Origin of the sequence: Cupriavidus laharis, from assembly GCF_914271435.1 — a bacterium.
In the GTDB taxonomy this organism is placed as follows: domain Bacteria; phylum Pseudomonadota; class Gammaproteobacteria; order Burkholderiales; family Burkholderiaceae; genus Cupriavidus; species Cupriavidus laharis.
This window is the reverse complement of the sequence record NZ_CAJZAI010000005.1, coordinates 218,691-237,028: the sequence shown is the minus strand read 5'-3', so window position 1 is coordinate 237,028 and position 18,338 is coordinate 218,691. Positions and strand designations below refer to the sequence as shown.

Genomic DNA, 18,338 nt, shown 5'->3' with positions numbered 1-18,338 from the left:
GTAGTGATGGACCGCCGCACGTTCCTGATCGGCGCCTCTGCCGCGCTGGCCGGCTGCGACCGGCTTGGCGATGCCTCGCGCCGCTTCCTGTCCGGCGTCGGACTGTATGAGGCCGCGCCGGTCGTGCTGCGCCCCGGGATGGCGCAGGGCCATGCCTTGCGTGACGCCGCGCAATGGCCGCAGCCCGACGGGGAACTGCACACGGACGTTGCCATCCTTGGCAGCGGTGCCGCGGGCCTGTCGGCCGCCTGGCTGCTCGCGCGTGCCGGCATGCGCGACTTCATCGTCATCGACGGTCCCGAGTTCGGCGGCAACACGGCGGCCGGCCGGTTCGGCGACCTGGGCTTCCCGCGCGGCGCGCACTACCTCCCGCTGCCGTCGGTGGAATCGACCCATATGCGCGAGATGCTCGCCGACGTCGGCGTGATCGAGCAGGATCCATTCAGCGTCCGCCCGCGCTTCGACGAGCGCATCATCGTCCATGCGCCCGAGGAGAGGCATTTCCGCAACGGCCGATGGCATGACGGCCTGCTGCCGACCGACGGGCTCGATGACGGCGAACGCGAGCAGCATGCGCGCTTCTTCGCCCGCATCAGCGAGCTTCGGGACGCGCGCGGCAACGACGGGCGCAAGGCCTTTACCATCCCGATCGCGCTGGCTTCGCGCGACCCGAAATGGATGGCGCTCGATACGCGCACCTTCCGCCAATGGCTGCTGGACGAGGGCTTCAGCTCGCCCACGTTGCATGCCTATGCCGACTACTGTTGCCGCGACGACTACGGCGCTGGCCATGATGTCGTGTCGGCATGGGCCGGACTGCACTACTTTGCGAGCCGCGGCGGCCATGCGCAGAACGCCGCCGACGGCGCCGTGCTGACGTGGCCGGACGGGCTGCACGGGCTGGTGTCGAAGCTGATCGCACGCGTCGACAGGCTGACGGGCCGGTCGGACTGGCATCGCCCGGGCATGGCGCTCAGGCTCGACGAATCGCGTGAAGGCGTGGACGTGCTCTGCACCGGCGTGGCGGATGCCCACGGCATGCCGCGCACCATGCGCCTGCGCGCGCGTCGCGTGATCTGCGCCATGCCGCTGCACGTGGCCGCGCGCCTGACGCCGCTTGCCCGCTTCGGTTTCGATCCGGCCCGCCACTTGCCGCCGCATGCGGCCTGGCTGGTGTCGAGCTTTGACCTGCGCGGTTTCCCGGCTGAGGCGCCGGGCGTGCCGCTGGCCTGGGACAACGTCGTCCACGGTTCGCGCGCACTCGGCTATGTGGTGGCGACGCACCAGCTGATCCGGCAGGCGCCGCCGGCGCGCACGGTATTCACGGCCTACTGCCCGGTCGATGGCGCGGCACTGGGCCAGGCCGCCGCCCCGGCCACGATACGGCGCTGGCTGGCTGAGGCGAGCCCTGCCGAACTGATGGACCACGCCGTGACCGACCTGCGCGAAGTCTATGGCCGCGGGTTCTGGCGCCACACGGACAAAGTAGAGATCACGGCACGCGGCCATGCCATGGCGTCACCGTTGCCAGGTTTCCTCGCCAACGCCGGCGCAGTCGCGCTGCGCGGCGTGGACGGACCCATCCAGTTCGCCCATGCCGACCTGTCAGGCCTGTCGGTGTTCGAAGAGGCCGCCTGGTGGGGCACTCGGGCAGCCGCGCGCATCGTTGGATAGCGCTCATTACGGCACCGCGAACGCCAGCACCATCCTGTAGAATTCGGGGCATCCCCATTTGATTCTTCGCTGTCGCGTGCGCTCCATCCGGCTCCTCCTGCTGGTCCTGATGCTGGCCTTCCTGCCGTTCCAGGCGTGGGCCGGTACCGGCGCGCCCGCCACGGATGCCGCGGCCAGCCCGGCGCAGCAGACGGACAGCCACCCGGCCGGACTGTGCACGGCGGCGGAAGTTCTCGCACCCGACACCATTTCGCCGGCCGACCTGGCCGAAGCCCCCGAGCCGCTACCGGCCGGCATCGACCTCACTGAACAGCTCCTGCCCGGATCCCAGTTCCGCCTTGCTGCCGGCCCCACCCAGTCCGGGCCGCCGCGCTACGCGGGTACTGCCCTGCCCGACCCCGACCTTCCTCTCCTGCCGCGCCCACCGCGCGGCTGATCCCCACCTGCGCGGCATTCGCCGCGCATGGCCGTTCCTGCGCGCTGTGCCGTTGAGGCGCCGCACGCGCCTGCGGCTCGTCCGCGCCTATCCCGCTGTCCTGTTCCACTCTCATGAAACGCGTCCTGCTTTTCCTGGCGACCAACCTCGCCGTCATGCTCGTCCTCAGTATCACCGCCAGCGTCCTTGGCGTGAACCGCTTCCTGACCGCCAACGGTCTCAACCTTGGCATGCTGCTCGCCTTTGCCGCGCTGATGGGCTTCGGCGGCGCCTTCATCTCGCTGCTGATGTCCAAGGCCATCGCCAAGTGGTCCACCGGCGCGCAGGTCATCACGCACCCCAGCACCAGTACCGAACTGTGGTTGGTGCAGACCGTGCAGAAGCTGTCTCAGAAGGCCGGGCTGCCGATGCCCGAAGTGGCGATCTACGAGGGCGAGCCCAACGCGTTTGCGACCGGCGCGACGAAGAACAGCTCGCTGGTGGCCGTTTCCACCGGCCTGCTGCAGTCGATGTCGCATGACGAGGTGGAAGCCGTGCTCGCGCATGAGGTGGCGCACGTGGCCAATGGCGACATGGTCACGCTCACGCTGATCCAGGGCGTGGTCAACACGTTCGTGATCTTCCTTGCGCGCGTGGTCGGCTACTTCGTCGATTCGATGCTGCGCAAGAACGATGAGGAGTCGAGCGGGCCCGGCATCGGCTACATGGTCACCGTGATCGTCTGCGAGATCGTCTTCGGCGTTCTGGCCAGCATCATCGTCGCCGCCTTTTCGCGCCGCCGCGAATTCTGCGCCGACGCGGGCGCGGCCGGCCTGATGGGCACGCCGACGCCGATGGTCGCCGCGCTGCGCAGGCTGGGCGGGCTTGAGCCGGAGGGCCTGCCGCAGAACATGCAGGCCATGGGCATAGCGGGAGGGAAATCGTGGATGGCGCTGTTCTCGAGCCATCCGCCGATCGAGCAGCGCATTGCGGCGCTGCGATCGGCACGCTGAAACTCAATTGATCGCTGCGAACCGTCCGAAAGCCCTGGTGGCTGGGGCGGATACCGCAGGCATCCTGTCGGGGAGCAAGAGATGCGAGCGAATCTGTTGGACATCACCAGTAACGCCTGGCGCACCGCCCTGGAGCGCTGCAGCCATGATTGCCATCACACGCCGGCCTGGATGAAGGCTGCCGAGCGCAGCGAACGGGGCCGTGCGTTAGCCGTGCATGTGACGGACGGCGCCCACGAGCTGCTTGTTCCCTTCGTCCGTCGCGATCTCACCGGGGGCCTGTGGGATGCCACATCGGCCTACGGATACGGCGGACCGCTCGTGAGCACGGGCGCGCCCGCGGATTTCGCGGATGCCGCGTTCCGTGCCGCGGTGGACATGCTGCGCGAAGCCGGCTGCGTGTCCTGCTTCCTGCGCCTGCACCCGCTGCTCAACACGCACTGGAAGAGTTCGGTCGGGCTGGTGCTCGAACAGGGAATGACGGTGTCGATCGACCTGCGCAAGCCGCCCGAGAAACACTGGCAGGAAACGCAGTCGCGCCACAAGCTGGGGATCAACCGGGCCCGGCGCGCGGGCGTGACGGTGCGGGTGGACCGGGAGTTCGAAACGCTGTCGCGCTTCATCGACATCTACAACCAGACCATGACGCGCCGCTGCGCGACGGACTACTACTTCTTTGACAAGCAGTATTACCGTTCGCTCGTCAATGGACTTGGCGACAACCTGTTGTTGCTCGTTGCCGAGGAAGCGGGCCATGTCATCGGCGGAGCGCTGTTCACGCTCGCACAGCAGTCCGGCATCATGCAGTACCACCTGTCCGGATCGGATTGGGACTACCGTCATCGCCAGCCGACCAAGATCATCATCCACACTGCCAGGGAATGGGGCCGCATGCATGGCTTCTCGCGGCTGCACCTTGGCGGCGGACTCGGCTCGGCGGTGGACTCGCTGCATGAGTTCAAGCGCGGATTCTCGCCGGACACGCACATGTTCAGCACGCAGCGCGTGGTCGTCAGCCGCGAGGCATACCATGCGCTCTCGGCGGGCCGCGCTGCTTCGGACGGCGATCTCCGTGGCTATTTTCCGGCCTACCGGCGGCCTGTCGTCGCCAAGGTGCCGGCCGGCAGCAGGCTGGCCGCGCTCACTCCGTAACGCGGCCGCGCAGCGCCTTGACCTGGCTGCGCTGGCTCTTGCTTTCAAGGCGCCGCTTGCGCGAAGCCAGCGTGGGCCGTGTGGGCCGGCGCGCGCGCGGCGGCGTTGCCACGCTGGCGACCAGCTCGTGCAGGCGCCGTATGGCATCGTCTCGGTTCAGCTCGAGGCTGCGGTGCTGCTGGGCCTTGATGACCACCACGCCATCGCGCGTGATGCGGTGGTCATGCAATTGCAGCAGGCGTTCCTTGTGGTCCGGTGCGAGCGAAGACGCGCGCACGTCATAGCGCAGGTGCACCGCGTTGGACACCTTGTTGATGTTCTGCCCACCGGCGCCCTGCGCACGGATCGCCGTGATGTCGTATTCGTGGTGGGGAATCAGGAAATCGTCGGGCATGCGCACATCATAGCAAGGCGCATGCCCGGGATTTCCTTCTATGCGGAAGGCGCAATATTCTGGTTCACCCGGAACAGGTTGTCCGGATCGTACTTCTGCTTGATGCGGGCCAGCCGTTCGTAGTTGGGGCCATAGGCCGCGCCAACGCGCGCCGCTTCGTCCTCGGTCAGGAAGTTCACGTAGACGCCGCCCGTCGCATACGGTTCGGTGGCGCTGAAGAAGTCGCGTGCCCAGGCCACGCAGGCGGCGTCCTCGCCAGGGCTTTCCCACCGGGTGTGCACGTTCATGACAAAGCGCGCATCGCGGTGGTGGTAGGCGGTGGCATCGGCCGCAACGCTGCCAGCCCGGCCGCCGACAAAGCCGATGAAGATCTCCGAGTGCGGTGAAGGCAGCCGGCTGGAGAAGTCCATCATCGCGTCGATCGCCTCGTCCGGCAGTTGCGTGAAGTTGTGCGATTTCCAGTAGTTGCGCGCGCCCGGCGTCAACAGCGGGTCGAACGCCTGCTGCCATGCGACATAGGGCATGGGACCCGCATGCTCGCCGAGCAAGGTGCCAAAGCCGCGCAACGGCGCGAGCAGCGGCTGGCCCTGCGCAGGATCGCCTGCGTAGAACACGGCCAGCACCACCACGTCGGTACCGTGCACCGCCTGCGGCAGGAACGGCAGTGGCGGCGCCTGGCGCAGCACCACCCAGACATTGAGGTCTTCCGGCATGGTTTCGGTGAACAGGCGGTACTGGCTGAGCACCGCGCGCCCTTCGGCGCCCGGGAACACCAGCAATCCGGCCAGGATCTGCGGGCCCACGGCGTGCAGCTTGAACTCGAACAGCGTCACCACGCCGAAATTGCCGCCGCCGCCGCGCAGGGCCCAGAACAGGTCGGCATGTTCCTGTTCGCTGGCACGCAGACGCTGGCCATCGGCGGTCACGACCTGCGCCGAGAGCAGGTTGTCCACAGTCATGCCGTACTTGCGCGTCAGCCAGCCGAAGCCGCCGCCAAGCGTCAGCCCGGCCACACCCGTGGTCGAGTTGATGCCCAGCGGCGTCGCCAGCCCACAAGCCTGGGCCTCGTGGTCGAAGTCGGCCAGCCGCGCCCCGGGCTCCACCCAGGCGCGCTGCGAACCAGTGTCGATATGGACGGCGCGCATGGGCGACAGGTCGATGACGAGGCCGTCATCGCACAACGCCTTGCCGGCAATGTTGTGGCCGCCGCCACGCACCGCGAGCAGTAGGCCGTTGTCACGCGCAAATGCCACCGCTGCCGCTATGTCGGCAGCCCCCGTGCACTGCACCACCAGTGCGGGGCGCTTGTCCACCATGGCATTCCAGATGGCGCGCGACTCGTCGTAGCCGGGATCACCGGGTAGCAGCACCTTGCCGCGCACGGCCGTGCGCAGTGACGCAAGCAGGTCATTCGAAATCGCGGGCATGGCAAACCTCCGCATCGACATCCCGGGCCGCCATGCACAGGTGGACAGGGGCCATGGCGGCCTGCCCAGGGTTTCAGTGACGCAAATTGCGCGCCATGTGCGGCAACGCACCGACTGGACGCACCTTGCGATGCGTGGGCGCATGGTTCGTCCCCCGAATCGGGCAGAAGTGTTTCAACCATGATGCATCGCACATTTCCCGGTGCCCGCGGCGCGGCGCCAAAAGGACGCGGATTGTGACGAAGAATTGCCGCGGCGCTGACGGACAATTCGTTACAGCCACGACACGTATCCTGTGTCAGCGCCATGTATAGCCCAACCCGATGCCATAGGTGATCTGGTCGCGGGTGCCGCGCTGGGTGACGATGGGGCTGTCGGCCGCGTCGCCGGTCAACCGCTGCGTATAGACCATGGCCCCGGCATACCAGTTCTTGTCGATCTGGTAGAGGAGCGCGAGCCACCCGGTGTACTGCTCCAGCCCACCCCCGGGGTTATACGCCGGCAGGCCGCTGGCAGCCGCATCCGCGTCGGTCACGCCGAAATACGTGCGGTTGAAGCTGTCGCTGACCCAGGTTGCGCCCAGGCCGATGCCGGCATAGATGCGACGGTGCATCGGCACCCATGCCGAGACATTGGCGGTCACGCGGGCGCCGCCGTAGACGATGCCCGCATTCGTCATCACGTTGATGCCGCCGCGCAGACGGAACGGGATGGAGCCTTCATGCAGGTACTCGTAGCCGATCCAGCCGCCGGCCTCGACCGTCGTGTCGATCTCATGGATGCGCGACACTACCGGGTCGTCGACCCCACTGCGCCCGAGGCGCAGCGACACCGCGGGCCCCCACTGGAAGCCGGTCAGCCCGCCGAAGTTGAATTGCGCGTACGGCCCGTACCACTCAAGCAGCCGCCCGCCCGGCGTCACATAGCGCACGCCGGGTACAACGCCGATCATGCGGTCCTTGCCACCCGCGAACTCGGTGGTCGAACCTACGCCGAGGCCGACCATGTTGGGCAGCGCTCCAGGCAGATCCACGGGCGACGCGGCGCTGCTCCCTGTGGCCAGTGCCAAAGCCAAGCCCACCAGGCCCGGGCCTGCGATACGCCGGATCAGTGCCGTCAGTGCCATGTCTTGCCCTCTTCCAATCGAATACGCCGATTCAGGCGAATCTATCAGCACATGGACGGCGCGGACGCAGGTCAGTGATATGAAAGTTTTCGGGCCCGCGCAGGCGGTTTGTCGGAGAGGGCTTGCGCCGCAGCGGGATGCCGCACGGCGGCGTAGCGGTCACTGGAATAGCGACTAATATAAAAGCGCGCCAGCCGGCACCCCCTGATCGGAGACAGGCGCGACGTTGAGGCGGGCCATCATGCGTCCCGGTCCGCGCAGGAGTGTGCAATGACAACAAGGCAGAAACTGCACGCGTGGACCGCCGTGGCGTGCATGGCGCTTGCCATGGCATCGGGCGTGGCCAGTGCCGACGAGGTCCCGCTGGTCACAGGCAAGCAGTGGACCGAATCGACGGAGCAGATGAAGAAGGCCTACCTGGTGGGCATTGCCAATGTGGTGCAGGTCGATGTTGCCTACCACGCCGGCAATATCCCGCCCGACTCGCAAACCATCGTGCCGCGCCTGGCCAGGGGGTTAAAAGGCCATACGCTGGATTCGGTCCGCGACGGACTGGACCGCTGGTATGCCGCCCACCCCGACCGCCTGCAGCGGCCGGTGATCGAGACCATCTGGTTCGAGATGGTGGTGCCTGGACTGCAGGGCAAGAAGTAAGGCAAGGCCATGAAACGACTTCAATGGATCAGCGCAGCGCTGGCGGTGGCCAGTGTTGCCGCATGCACGGGCATGACGCCGCAGCAGCAAGGTACCGTATCGGGAGCGGCCATCGGTGCTGCAGCCGGCGCCGGCATTGCCGCCATCGCAGGCGGCAGCGGCTGGACCGGTGCTGCCATCGGCGCGGTGGCGGGCGGTGTGGCGGGCAATATCAAGGGACGCAACGAGCAGCAGCGGTATTGACTGCCGGGGCTTTCACGCGCGTAGCCGCGGCACGATCAGTCGCCGTGGCGTGACTCCCTGCCCGACGGCAACGTGCCTGGACGTCGCCGTGCGTCCGTTCGTTGTGCATGGCTGCTTGCCGCTCAGCGGGAATCCAATCATGCCAGCAAGATGATGCTCCCGGTCACCAGACGCTGGCTTCGCTCGACAACCCGGCGGTAGGCGAGGCGAACCCACCGCATCCGCGCGAGCAGATCGTCGCTTTCGATCCGCACCGCCGTCTTATGCTGCTCGAGCAGGCCCTGATCGTCATCGGTTTCCGAGCCGGTTGGCTTCCGGTCGTGCGCAGCAACGACACCCCTCGTGAGAGGAAGAGGCACGAAAAAAGAAGCGCGGACATGCCGCGCTTTCCAATGTCCTGTCAGAAACGGGGAGTGTTCTGCAGGGGAGGCCTCAATGACACTTTATGTTCGCCCCCCCATGGAGACAATTGAAACATTCTAAGGACGGCTTTAAGCACTTTGCGAAAAGTGTCACAAAGAGACATGTGAAGGCGGGCTGCCGGAACTGGCCTGCGGATGCTCGGCTCAGGTCTTGCCCGGGCGTAAACAGCTCTTGAGGCAAAACGCGCGAAAACGCAGGAAACCGTCGTGGGGATTGGTGCGCCCGGCTGGGATCGAACCAGCGCCGTTCCAGTCACGCGCGTTTCGCTGCAGCCTCTTGAAATTCATCTGCCACCAATAGCGGGGCTTTGTTAGCAGTCCTCGGCTTCTGCGGGCACGTGGAACGCAAACCGTCGATATGCTCATTGAGGTTTGCCGGAATCGTCTGCCACATCGGGTCCAGGATGAAGTCGATTCCTTCGCGCCGAGCCTGCTTTGCAGCCGGTACAAAATCCGCGTCTCCCGCGATGAGGACAATCTGGTCGACCTGTTTTTTGAAGGCCAGGGACGACACGTCCACGCCGATCCGCATGTCGACGCCCTTTTGCCGGATATCGACCGTCACGTCTTCAGGGCGGAGGTCATTCATCTGGATTTTGCCTGCGAGCAGCTCGCCGACTTTATGCGGCTTGATCGCCCACTGCGTATAGGCGGACAAGTGGCCCAAACGGAGGGCAACTTTGCGCATTCCTCGCAAGTGCTCGTGGAGCGCCAAGCGAAATATGGCCTCATCCGACTTGCTGAAGTCGATGGCTTTCTTGCTGATGGGGTTGTGCATCTTCTTATCCAGAGGTGGGCAGTCATAGAAGAAGATACGGTAAAGCTCCCGTCGCTCGCGACGCTGGCGCTGTCGTTCCGCAGGAGCGTCCTGGGCGCCTCCTGGGCGGCGCGGAGCCTTCGGGGCCAGGTGGGCGCAAGCCCAGCGATGAGCGCACTCTGCCGCGCGGCGCGGGTTGTGCGCGTTCTCAGGTTCGATCGCCCGAAAGCGCTTAATGAAGAAAGCCCCGTCAATCAGAATGGCAGTCGGCATTGCGCCTCCCTTCGATTTTCTCGTTGTCAGACGCAAGAAAGCCCATGGGCTCGGCACGCTGCTTGATGTTTGCAACGGCGTACTGCCATGGGCTGGATGTCGAAACTTTAGCAACTGCTAACTGAATGTGCAACGCAAAGTCGCACTTTGTAGCACTTATCCATTCGATCGCACCCGTGCCAGCGCCAAAGGTAGGTGCAATTTAGGTGCAGTCGCCCTTCGCGGTGGTGGGAAAAGCCGGAATCCCTTGATGGGATTGGCGCGCCCGGCTGGGATCGAACCAGCAACCCCTGCCTTCGGAGGGCAGTACTCTATCCATTGAGCTACGGGCGCGCGGAAGTGGTATGGCACTGGCGGCAAGCACTGCCGCGGGTGCAACCGTTGCGGCGGACGAACGCCGCCGCAGGAAAGTCACATAGGATACCGCGTTTGCAGCGACGCGTCCATGCGCAGGAATCCGGGGGCGTCGCCGGACGTCTCGAAACCGCCTCTTTTGACCCTGCCATGAGGCCTTTGGGGCTATAATCGCGAGCTATTTCCGTTAAAACGCAGCCGCGCGGCGGTCGTAAACGGGGGACAGTACCGAACCACGCAATCAGAAGGACCCAGGCGTTCAAGGGCCCCATAAATCAAGCCGAGCGTGAGCGGCTGAAGGTTTCCTGCAAAACTGAGAGTTCTGTATGAGCGACGTCCAACACCAACACGACGAACACGAGTCTCCCATCAAGACGCCGAAGCAGCTGATTGCGGTGGTGATCGCTGCGTTCCTGGTCCCGATCATCGTGATCATCCTGCTGGTCAATTTTGTCGGCCACGGCTCCAAGGAAGGTGCCGGGTCGGTCACCACGGCGGAAGCCATCAATGACCGCATCAAGCCGGTCGCGTCGCTCGAGATCAAGGACGCCAACGCACCGCGCGTCTTCAAGACCGGCGAGCAGGTCTACAAGGAAGTCTGCGCTGCCTGCCACGCCACGGGTGCGGCGGGTGCGCCGAAGTACAGCAACGCTGGCGACTGGGCCAGCCGCATCGGCCAGGGTTTCGACGGGCTGATGAAGTCGGTCCTGAACGGCAAGGGCGCCATGCAGGCCCGCGCCGGCACCACGCCGGACGACTACACCGACTACGAACTCGGCCGCGCCGTGGTCTACATGGCTGACGCCGGCGGCGCCAAGTTCCCCGAGCCGGCCGCGCCTGCCGCCGCTGCTCCGGCCACTGCCGCGGCATCGGACGCCGGTGCCGCACCTGCAGCAGCGGCTGCCCCGGCGCCCGCTGCCGCTGCGCCGGCACCGGCCGCAGCGCCTGCTGCAGCTTCCGCCGATGTCGGCAAGAAGGTCTACGAGCAGGTCTGCGCTGCCTGCCACGCAGCTGGCGTTGCCGGTGCTCCCAAGTTCGGCGACAAGGCCGCCTGGGCGCCGCGCCTGAAGGAAGGCATGGACGCCGTTCACAACTTCGCGCTGAAGGGCAAGGGCGTGATGCCGCCGAAGGGTGGCTATGCCGGTCCGGATGCCGACGTCATCGCCGCCGCAGACTACATGGCCAGCGCTGCCAAGTAATACCGGCTCCGCATACAAAAAAAAGCCCGCGACATGTTCGCGGGGTTTTTTTCGCCTGTCGGTCGCGCGCCTGGATCGGCGCCGCCGCTTTAGACCACGCGGGAATATCGCGGCATGAACCGCACCGGCTGGGCGCCGTCGTTGGCGGCCGGCTGCGCGGCAGGCGGCCGCGAAGCGTCTTCGCGCAAGTACCGGTCGAACACCATGGCGACGCGGCGTACGAGCAGGCGGCCCAGCATGGTGACTTCGATCCGGCCCGGCTCGCGCCGGACCAGGCCATCGGCGCCAAGCCGGTCGAGATCCGCGAGTTCGGCGGCAAAGGTGTTCGCGAAATCGATGCCATGGCGTGCCTCGATCTGCGCGATGTCGAGCACGCCATTGCACATCAGCGCGCCGATAATCTCGCGGCGCAGGTGGTCGTCGCGCTCCATCGTGAAGCCCCGCATGACCGGCAGCCGGCCGGCGTCGAGTGTGGCGTAGTAGTCGTCGAGCGTGCGCGCGTTCTGCACGTAGCGCCCCGCCACGGCGCCGATCGCGGAAATGCCGAAGCCGAGCTGGTCATAGCCGGCATGCGTGGAATAGCCCTGGAAATTGCGTTGCAATCGTCCCTCGCGCTGGGCCACGGCGAGATCATCATCGGGCAGCGCGAAGTGGTCCATGCCGATATAGACGTAACCGGCGGCGGTCAGGCGTTCAATCGTGGAGACGAGGATATCGAGCTTCTCGCCCGCGCTCGGCAACGCGTTTTCGTCGATGCGCCGCTGCGGCTTGAAGACGTGCGGCAGGTGCGCATAGCTGTAGACGGAGAGCCGGTCGGGCCGCAGCGTCAGTACCCGCTCCACGGTGGCATTGAAGCGCGCCGTGGTCTGGTGCGGCAACCCGTAGATCAGGTCCAGGCTGACCGAGCGGAAGCCCAGTTGGCGCGAGGCCTCGACCACGGCGCGGGTTTCCTCGAACGGCTGTACGCGGTGGATGGCCTGCTGCACTTCGGGATCGAAATCCTGCACGCCCAGGCTGACGCGGTTGAAGCCGAGTTCCGCGAGCAGCGCCATGCGTTCGTAGTCGACGCGGCGCGGATCGATCTCGATCGAGTGCTCGCCGTCGGCCGGCAGGTCGAAATGCTTGTGCAGCGATGCCATCACGCGGCGCATCTCGTCCGGGTTCAGGAAGGTCGGCGTGCCGCCGCCCCAGTGCGATTGCAGCACCTGCCTGCGCTCGCCAAGGTGTGCCGCCGCCAGGGCCATTTCGCGGCCGAGGTAGTTCACGTACTTGGCGCTGCGCCCGTGGTCACGCGTGATGACCTTGTTGCAGCCGCAGTAGTAGCAGATGTTCTCGCAGAACGGGATGTGCAGGTACAGCGACAGTGGGGCCGGCGCCGCTACGCGGCAGTCCGCCAGCGCAGCGTGGTAGCCGGCCTCGTCGAGGCCGCCGTGGAAGCGGTCAGCCGTGGGGTAGGACGTGTAGCGCGGGCCGTTGCCGTCGATGCGGCCGGCCAGTGCGCGGAAATCGGACAGGGCGCGGCGGTCGAGCGCCGGCGATGGCGTGGTGGACGTGTTCATGGGGGCGGACTTATCGGGGAGTTTGATGATCCATGCTAGTTCCGTGACGCGTGTAGGGAATTGACGCGCGTCAAGCACGACAGCCGCAACGCACGCACAGACCCCACGTCAGCGGGGGCATTTCGTCACATTTCTGTCATGGGTGCCGGATACGCTGCGCCCCGCACCTCTGGCAGCCACCGCCTGGAGCACCAGCCATCCCCGTCCCCATGCACTCGATCCCGCACTTTCCGACGTACCCATCGCTGCGCAACGAAACGCTGCCAGCCTCTGCGCGACGCCGCCAGCTGATGGCCGCGCTTGGCGGCCTGGCCGCCGCACCGCTGGCCCTGGCCCAGTCGCCGGCCCGGCGCACCGTCGTGGTCGGCCATCTGCTCGACCGCAACGGCGCCCAGGCCGACCTGGCGCGCGACTACCTGGCAGGCGCCAAGGTCATGTTCGACGCGGCCAACGCCGGTGGCGGTCCGGTACGGATCGCGCATGTCGTGCGCGACGCCGATGCCGATCCGCGCGCGGCGCTCATGCAGGCGCTGTCGCTCGTGGACGGCGAACATGCCGAGTTGCTGTTCGGCCCCGGCGACCGACTGTTGCCGGCGCTGGCGGCCTCGTCCGAACTGCACCGGCGCGGCGTGCAGATCGTGGCGCCGCTCTCGGGTCTCGCGCTGAACGCGGACAACGTCTGGTTCACGCGCGCCGACTACCAGGCCGAGCTCGACACTGCGGTGAAGCAGTTGCGCGACTATGGGCTGACACGCGTAGCACTGGCTGTCTCGGCGGAATTTGCCTCGACCGTGCCCGGTGATGGCGCATCGTGGCTGGGCCGGCTTGAATCTGCGATGGGCACCCGTGCAGTACCGCTGGGCAGCAACCCGGAGGCCGCCGCGCGCAGCATCGCGGCGCAACGGCCGGGCGCCGTGATCGTGGCGGGCGACACGCTGGCCTATGCCGGCCTCGGCCGGGCCCTGGCCGCGCAAGGCTGGTATGGATTTCTGGTCGGGCTTTCTGCAGTCAGCCCGACGGTGGCGCGTGAAGTGCTCGGCGCAGGCTACCCGGGCGGCATGGTGCTGACGCAGGTCGCGCCCGGCCCGCAGGCCGCCACGCTGCGCGTGGTCAAGGAACACGTGGTGCGCATGAAGCAATACCTTGACGAGCCACCCTCGCCTGCGACCATCGCCGGATACATCGGTGCGGCATGGCTGGTACGCGCCCTCGGCGCATGGCGCGGCGGCGGCTCCGCGGAGTTGCGGCGCGCGCTGCAGGCACGCATCGACGTGGGCGATTTCACGCTCGACTTCACGCAGGGCCAGCGCGGCTCGCGCTACGTGCAGCTCGCCGCCTCAGGGGCGCGGTAAGTTGATACGCACGCGCAGGCCGCCGGCCTCGCTCCGCGCCAACGCCAGAACATATCAGGCGCGGCCCCCCCGTCGAGCCATGTCCCGCTGGTACCGCCCTGTATCAGCAGGGATACCACAGCCGCACGGGCCATCGGGGCATCACCTGCGCAGCCTCAACCCTGCGCCGCCTTGCCACCATTGCCGAGCAGCGCCTTCAGCGCGCCAAGCCGATCCTTGGGACTCATCGCGGGCGTTTCGTCCTTCGGCGCAGGCGCCTCTTCCAGCTTCATCTCGCCGATGAACCGCGACGGCTCGCAGGAATAGGTCTCCCGCGCGCGCTTGCGCTTCTTGCACCAGCTGATGTGCAGGCTGCGCTGGGCGCGCGTGATGCCCACGTACATGAGGCGGCGCTCTTCCTCGATCTTCTCGTCGCCCATGTCCTCGTCCTCGCGGCAATGGGGCAGGATGCCCTCTTCCACGCCGACCAGGAACACGTGCGGATACTCCAGCCCCTTGGACGCATGCAGCGTGGACAGGCGCACCGCGTCGGGATCTTCCTCGCGCCCTTCGAGCATGCTCATCAGCGCCACGGTTTGTGTCAGTTCGAGCAGGTTCTTGCCTTCGTCGCCGAAGCCATCGGCACTGTCGAAACCAGTGGCTTCACTCTCGCCGTCCGGCTCGGGCCGCGTGCCCTTGCGCTTGAGCCAGTCGAGGAACTCCAGCGTGTTGGTCCAGCGCGACTGGGCCTGCCGTTCGTCGAACGCGTCGTACAGGTAGGCTTCGTAGTGGATGCCTTCCATCATGTCGTCCAGCACCACGCTGGCCGGGTCCTTCGTCGCGCGGTCGGCCAGGCGCACCATCGATTCGCAGAACACGCGCAGCGGCTCCAGCTGGCGCGGCTGCAGTTTCGCTTCGATGCCACCCATCATGGCCGCCTCGAACAGCGACACCTTGGCCTGCCCCGCGAACGTGCCCAGCACTTCGAGCGTGGTGTTGCCGATGCCGCGGCGCGGCGTGGTGATGGCACGGATGAAGGCAGGATCATCATCCGGGTTGGCGATCAGCCGCAGGTAGGCGCAGATGTCCTTGATCTCGGCCTTGTCGAAGAAGCTCTGGCCGCCCGACAGCACGTACGGGATGCGCTCGCGCCGCAGGATCTGCTCGAACAGCCGCGCCTGGTGGTTGCCGCGATAGAGGATGGCGTAGTCGCGGAACTGCGCGCGGCGTTCGAACTTGTGCGCGGACAGGCGGAACACCACCGACTCGGCCTCGTGCTCCTCGTCGTTCATCGGGTGGACGGCGATCGGGTCGCCCATGCCGTGCTCGCTCCACAGCTTCTTGTCGAACAGCTTCGGGTTGTTGGCGATGACCGCGTTGGCGGCCTCCAGGATGCGCACCGTGGAGCGGTAGTTCTGTTCCAGCTTGACGACCTTGAGGTCGGGGAAATCGGTCTGCAGCAGGCGCAGGTTGTCCAGCGTGGCGCCGCGCCAGCCGTAGATGGCCTGGTCGTCGTCGCCCACGGCGGTGAACGCCGGCGCGCGCAGGTGCGAGCCGCCCGCCAGCAGCTTGAGCAACTGGTACTGGCATGCGTTGGTGTCCTGGTATTCGTCGACGAGGAAGTAGCGCAGGCGGTTCTGCCACTTGAGTTGCACTGCTTCATTGCGCGCGAACAGTTCGGCGGGCAGGCGGATCAGGTCGTCGAAATCGACCGCCTGGTAGGCGTGCAGCGTGGCCACATAGTTGCGGTAGACCAGCGCGGCCTGGTGCTCGTCGGCGTTGGCGGCCTGCGCGATCGCCGTTTCGGGATCGACCATGCCGTTCTTCCACAGCGAGATGGTGCCCTGCACACCGCGGATCAGCTTCTTGTCGGTGGTGCCGAGCTGCTCCTGGATCAGGCCGAAGCAGTCGTCCGAATCCATGATCGAGAATTGCGGCTTCAGGCCCACGTGTTCGGCCTCCAGGCGCAGGATCTGCACACCGAGCGAGTGGAACGTGCACACCGTGAGCTGCTTGAGCCGCAGGCGCTTGCCCTCGCGCGTGGTCTTGCCTTCCATCAGCTTGCCGATACGCTCCTGCATCTCCTTGGCCGCCTTGTTCGTAAAGGTGACGGCGGCGATGTGGCGCGGCTCGAAGCCCTTGTCCTCGATCAGGTGCGCGATCTTCTGCGTGATCACGCGCGTCTTGCCCGAACCCGCTCCGGCAAGGACGAGGCAGGGCCCGTCCAGGTAGCGGACGGCTTCGGATTGGGCAGCGTTCAGGCCGTGGGTCATGCGCGGGATGTCTGGCGTGGGTGGGCGGTGGAGGCGCTTGGTACACAACATGCCGCAGCATGCCGGCGGCCGGCGCGAAGCCGGCCATGTTAACACGCTCGGCCGAGGGTGTTCTGTCAGCGGAAATCGCTATTTCCTTGCCGCGGACATTACCGAGGTAACACTTGGTAAGTCCCAAAACCCGCGGTATGCCGCGGCTTCTAATCAGTATGGCGGGATGGATTCCGATCCGCCCCCAACGTATTCGAAGTCACTTCCGGAGCCAATCATGAAAACACTACGAGCCCTTGGCAAAGCGACACTGGTCGGCGTGGCGGTAGCCGCCCTGGCGGGCGGCTGTGCCGATATGACGCCAAAGCAACGTAACACCGCCATCGGCGCGGGCGCCGGCGCGGTGGGCGGTGCCGTGCTCACCAACGGCAGCGCGGTAGGCACTCTGGGCGGTGCCGCCCTCGGCGGCGTGATCGGCAACGTGGTCACGGACGACAACCACCATCACCGCTAATTTCGTGGCAACAGCGGGCGGGCCTGCCGCGTTGACAAAGGCAGGGCCCTCCCGTACATTGCGCGCATCCGACCGGGAGAGCGCGCACAGTCTTGCGCCGCCGAAGGGGTATCACCCGAAAACTCTCAGGCACCACGGACCGTTCGGATCGGCATGCAATATGCACACGATGCATGCCGCACTCTGGAGAGCGGCACCCGCCATCAATGGCGAGCGTGCCCACCGAAGGGGCGCGCGAGGATGAGGTCCAGCGGATCCGTCTCGTAATCTCTCAGGTATCGAGGACAGAGGGGTCATCCGCCGCAGCGGATTGCAACGCCATTCGGGCGAAGCAAGCGTTGCGGCGGATGACCCTTTTTTTGTTTTCGCAACCCGAGACTGCCCGAGGATTCCATGACGCTCCAGGCCACGCCCCTCAATGCCATCCACCGCGCCCTCGGCGCCCGCATGGTCGACTTCGGCGGCTGGGACATGCCGGTCAACTACGGCTCCCAGATTGAAGAACACAACGCGGTGCGCAGCGACGCCGGCATATTCGACGTGTCGCACATGTGCGTGGTCGACCTGGCCGGCGCGAATACGCGCGCCTTCCTGCGAGGCCTGCTGGCCAACAACGTCGACAAGCTGCAGACGCCGGGCAAGGCGCTCTACTCGTGCATGCTCGACGAGAAAGGCGGCGTGATCGACGACCTGATCGTCTATTTCTTCGCCGAGGACCGCTTCCGCCTGGTCGTCAACGCCAGCACGGCGCTTGGCGATATCGAATGGATCCGCGCCCGGAACGACGCCACCGACAGCGGCGTGAGCATCACCCCGCGCCGCGGCGATGTGGCCCCGGCCGGTGCGCTGCCCCTGGCCATCGTCGCCGTGCAAGGCCCGAACGCCCGCGCCAAGGTGTGGAGCGCCTTCCCGTCCACCCAGCCTTCCGACGCCCTCAAGCCGTTCAACGCCGTCGTGGTCCAGGACGCCTCCATCGGCGAGATCATGGTCGCGCGCACCGGCTACACCGGCGAAGACGGCTTCGAACTGGTTGTGCCCGCCGAAAACGTCGCCGCCGTCTGGGAAAAGCTCGATGCCGCTGGCGTGCGCCCGGCCGGACTCGGCGCGCGCGACACGCTGCGCCTGGAAGCCGGCATGAACCTGTACGGCCAGGACATGGATATCAACACCTCGCCGCTGGACGCGGGCCTGGCCTGGACCGTGGATCTGCAGAGCGAGCGCGATTTCACCGGCAAGGCGGCGCTCGCCGCGGCTGGCCAGCGCCAGCAGTTCCTGGGCCTGATCCTGCGTGACAAGGGCGGCGTGCTGCGTGCGCACCAGAAGGTCATCACCGCCGCCGGTGACGGCGAAATCACCAGCGGCACCTTCAGCCCGTCCCTGTCGCAGTCGGTCGCTTTCGCGCGCCTGCCGATGGGCGTGGCGGTCGGCGACACCGTGCAGGTGGAGATCCGCGACCGCAAACTCGCGGCGACTGTGGTTAAACTGCCGTTTGTGCGTAATGGCAAGGCACTCGTGAGCTGAGGCGGCAACGCCCCGGCCCACCACAACGGTCGCCCGTCGCGCCTGC

16 protein-coding genes, 1 tRNA gene and 2 riboswitches are annotated in these 18,338 nt (G+C 66.5%); of the genes, 10 read left to right on the top strand and 7 right to left on the bottom strand.

Going from position 1 to position 18,338, the window contains the following annotated elements:
• Positions 1-6 precede the first annotated feature (6 nt).
• From LDO29_RS13190 to LDO29_RS13175, 4 genes are all read left to right on the top strand, one after another.
• The gene (locus LDO29_RS13190) at positions 7-1,674 is read left to right on the top strand and encodes an FAD-dependent oxidoreductase (protein ID WP_224080230.1); all 1,668 of its coding nucleotides are present in this window, start codon (positions 7-9) and stop codon (positions 1,672-1,674) included.
• A 58-nt stretch (positions 1,675-1,732) separates the two neighbouring features.
• Positions 1,733-2,110: a hypothetical protein gene (locus tag LDO29_RS13185; RefSeq protein ID WP_224080229.1), complete on the top strand. Its 378-nt coding sequence runs from the start codon at positions 1,733-1,735 to the stop codon at positions 2,108-2,110.
• Between the two features lie 113 nt (positions 2,111-2,223).
• Positions 2,224-3,102 (top strand): protease HtpX, encoded by an 879-nt coding sequence (gene htpX / locus LDO29_RS13180; protein ID WP_224080228.1) that lies wholly within the window; start codon positions 2,224-2,226, stop codon positions 3,100-3,102.
• A gap of 81 nt (positions 3,103-3,183) precedes the next feature.
• Positions 3,184-4,254, top strand: a complete 1,071-nt coding sequence (locus LDO29_RS13175; protein WP_224080227.1) for a GNAT family N-acetyltransferase — start codon at positions 3,184-3,186, stop codon at positions 4,252-4,254.
• Here LDO29_RS13175 and arfB read toward each other — a convergent pair.
• The 3 genes from arfB to LDO29_RS13160 all read right to left on the bottom strand — a co-directional run bounded on the left by arfB (position 4,244) and on the right by LDO29_RS13160 (position 7,201).
• On the bottom strand, positions 4,244-4,648 hold the full coding sequence (arfB, locus tag LDO29_RS13170; protein ID WP_224080226.1) for an alternative ribosome rescue aminoacyl-tRNA hydrolase ArfB: 405 nt from the start codon (positions 4,646-4,648) through the stop codon (positions 4,244-4,246). The genes LDO29_RS13175 and arfB overlap by 11 nt on opposite strands.
• Before the next feature lie 38 nt (positions 4,649-4,686).
• Positions 4,687-6,075, bottom strand: a complete 1,389-nt coding sequence (locus tag LDO29_RS13165) for an FAD-binding oxidoreductase (RefSeq protein WP_224080225.1) — start codon at positions 6,073-6,075, stop codon at positions 4,687-4,689.
• A gap of 298 nt (positions 6,076-6,373) precedes the next feature.
• The gene (locus LDO29_RS13160; protein WP_224080224.1) at positions 6,374-7,201 is read right to left on the bottom strand and encodes a MipA/OmpV family protein; all 828 of its coding nucleotides are present in this window, start codon (positions 7,199-7,201) and stop codon (positions 6,374-6,376) included.
• A gap of 270 nt (positions 7,202-7,471) precedes the next feature.
• Here LDO29_RS13160 and LDO29_RS13155 point away from each other — a divergent pair, with 270 nt between their 5' ends.
• Complete coding sequence (locus tag LDO29_RS13155) at positions 7,472-7,855, top strand: hypothetical protein (RefSeq protein ID WP_224080223.1); 384 nt, start codon at positions 7,472-7,474, stop codon at positions 7,853-7,855.
• Positions 7,856-7,864: 9 nt separating this feature from the next.
• Entirely contained in the window at positions 7,865-8,098 is a 234-nt protein-coding gene (locus LDO29_RS13150; protein WP_224080222.1) for a YMGG-like glycine zipper-containing protein, read from the top strand.
• A gap of 675 nt (positions 8,099-8,773) precedes the next feature.
• Here the strand turns inward: LDO29_RS13150 and LDO29_RS13145 are convergent.
• Together LDO29_RS13145 and LDO29_RS13140 are read right to left on the bottom strand one after the other, a co-directional pair.
• Positions 8,774-9,550 (bottom strand): NYN domain-containing protein, encoded by a 777-nt coding sequence (locus LDO29_RS13145; RefSeq protein ID WP_224080221.1) that lies wholly within the window; start codon positions 9,548-9,550, stop codon positions 8,774-8,776.
• Between the two features lie 257 nt (positions 9,551-9,807).
• A tRNA-Arg gene (locus LDO29_RS13140) sits at positions 9,808-9,883 on the bottom strand.
• Between the two features lie 347 nt (positions 9,884-10,230).
• Here LDO29_RS13140 and LDO29_RS13135 point away from each other — a divergent pair.
• Complete coding sequence (locus LDO29_RS13135) at positions 10,231-11,103, top strand: c-type cytochrome (protein ID WP_224080220.1); 873 nt, start codon at positions 10,231-10,233, stop codon at positions 11,101-11,103.
• An 89-nt stretch (positions 11,104-11,192) separates the two neighbouring features.
• Here LDO29_RS13135 and hemN read toward each other — a convergent pair whose 3' ends face one another.
• Positions 11,193-12,662 carry an oxygen-independent coproporphyrinogen III oxidase gene (gene hemN / locus LDO29_RS13130; RefSeq protein WP_224080219.1) on the bottom strand — a complete coding sequence of 490 codons (1,470 nt, stop codon included), beginning with the start codon at positions 12,660-12,662 and terminating at the stop codon, positions 11,193-11,195.
• A gap of 209 nt (positions 12,663-12,871) precedes the next feature.
• Between hemN and LDO29_RS13125 the strand changes: the two genes are divergently transcribed.
• On the top strand, positions 12,872-14,014 hold the full coding sequence (locus LDO29_RS13125; protein WP_224080218.1) for an ABC transporter substrate-binding protein: 1,143 nt from the start codon (positions 12,872-12,874) through the stop codon (positions 14,012-14,014).
• Between the two features lie 155 nt (positions 14,015-14,169).
• Here LDO29_RS13125 and LDO29_RS13120 read toward each other — a convergent pair whose 3' ends face one another.
• A complete protein-coding gene (locus LDO29_RS13120; RefSeq protein ID WP_224080217.1) occupies positions 14,170-16,266 on the bottom strand; it encodes a UvrD-helicase domain-containing protein in 2,097 nt (698 codons plus the stop codon).
• A gap of 268 nt (positions 16,267-16,534) precedes the next feature.
• Here LDO29_RS13120 and LDO29_RS13115 point away from each other — a divergent pair, with 268 nt between their 5' ends.
• Together LDO29_RS13115 and gcvT are read left to right on the top strand one after the other, a co-directional pair.
• Complete coding sequence (locus tag LDO29_RS13115; protein ID WP_224080216.1) at positions 16,535-16,771, top strand: glycine zipper 2TM domain-containing protein; 237 nt, start codon at positions 16,535-16,537, stop codon at positions 16,769-16,771.
• A 63-nt stretch (positions 16,772-16,834) separates the two neighbouring features.
• Positions 16,835-16,923, top strand: a riboswitch (glycine riboswitch).
• Positions 16,924-16,944: 21 nt separating this feature from the next.
• Positions 16,945-17,069, top strand: a riboswitch (glycine riboswitch).
• Positions 17,070-17,164: 95 nt separating this feature from the next.
• Positions 17,165-18,292, top strand: a complete 1,128-nt coding sequence (gene gcvT / locus LDO29_RS13110; RefSeq protein ID WP_224080215.1) for a glycine cleavage system aminomethyltransferase GcvT — start codon at positions 17,165-17,167, stop codon at positions 18,290-18,292.
• Positions 18,293-18,338 lie beyond the last annotated feature (46 nt).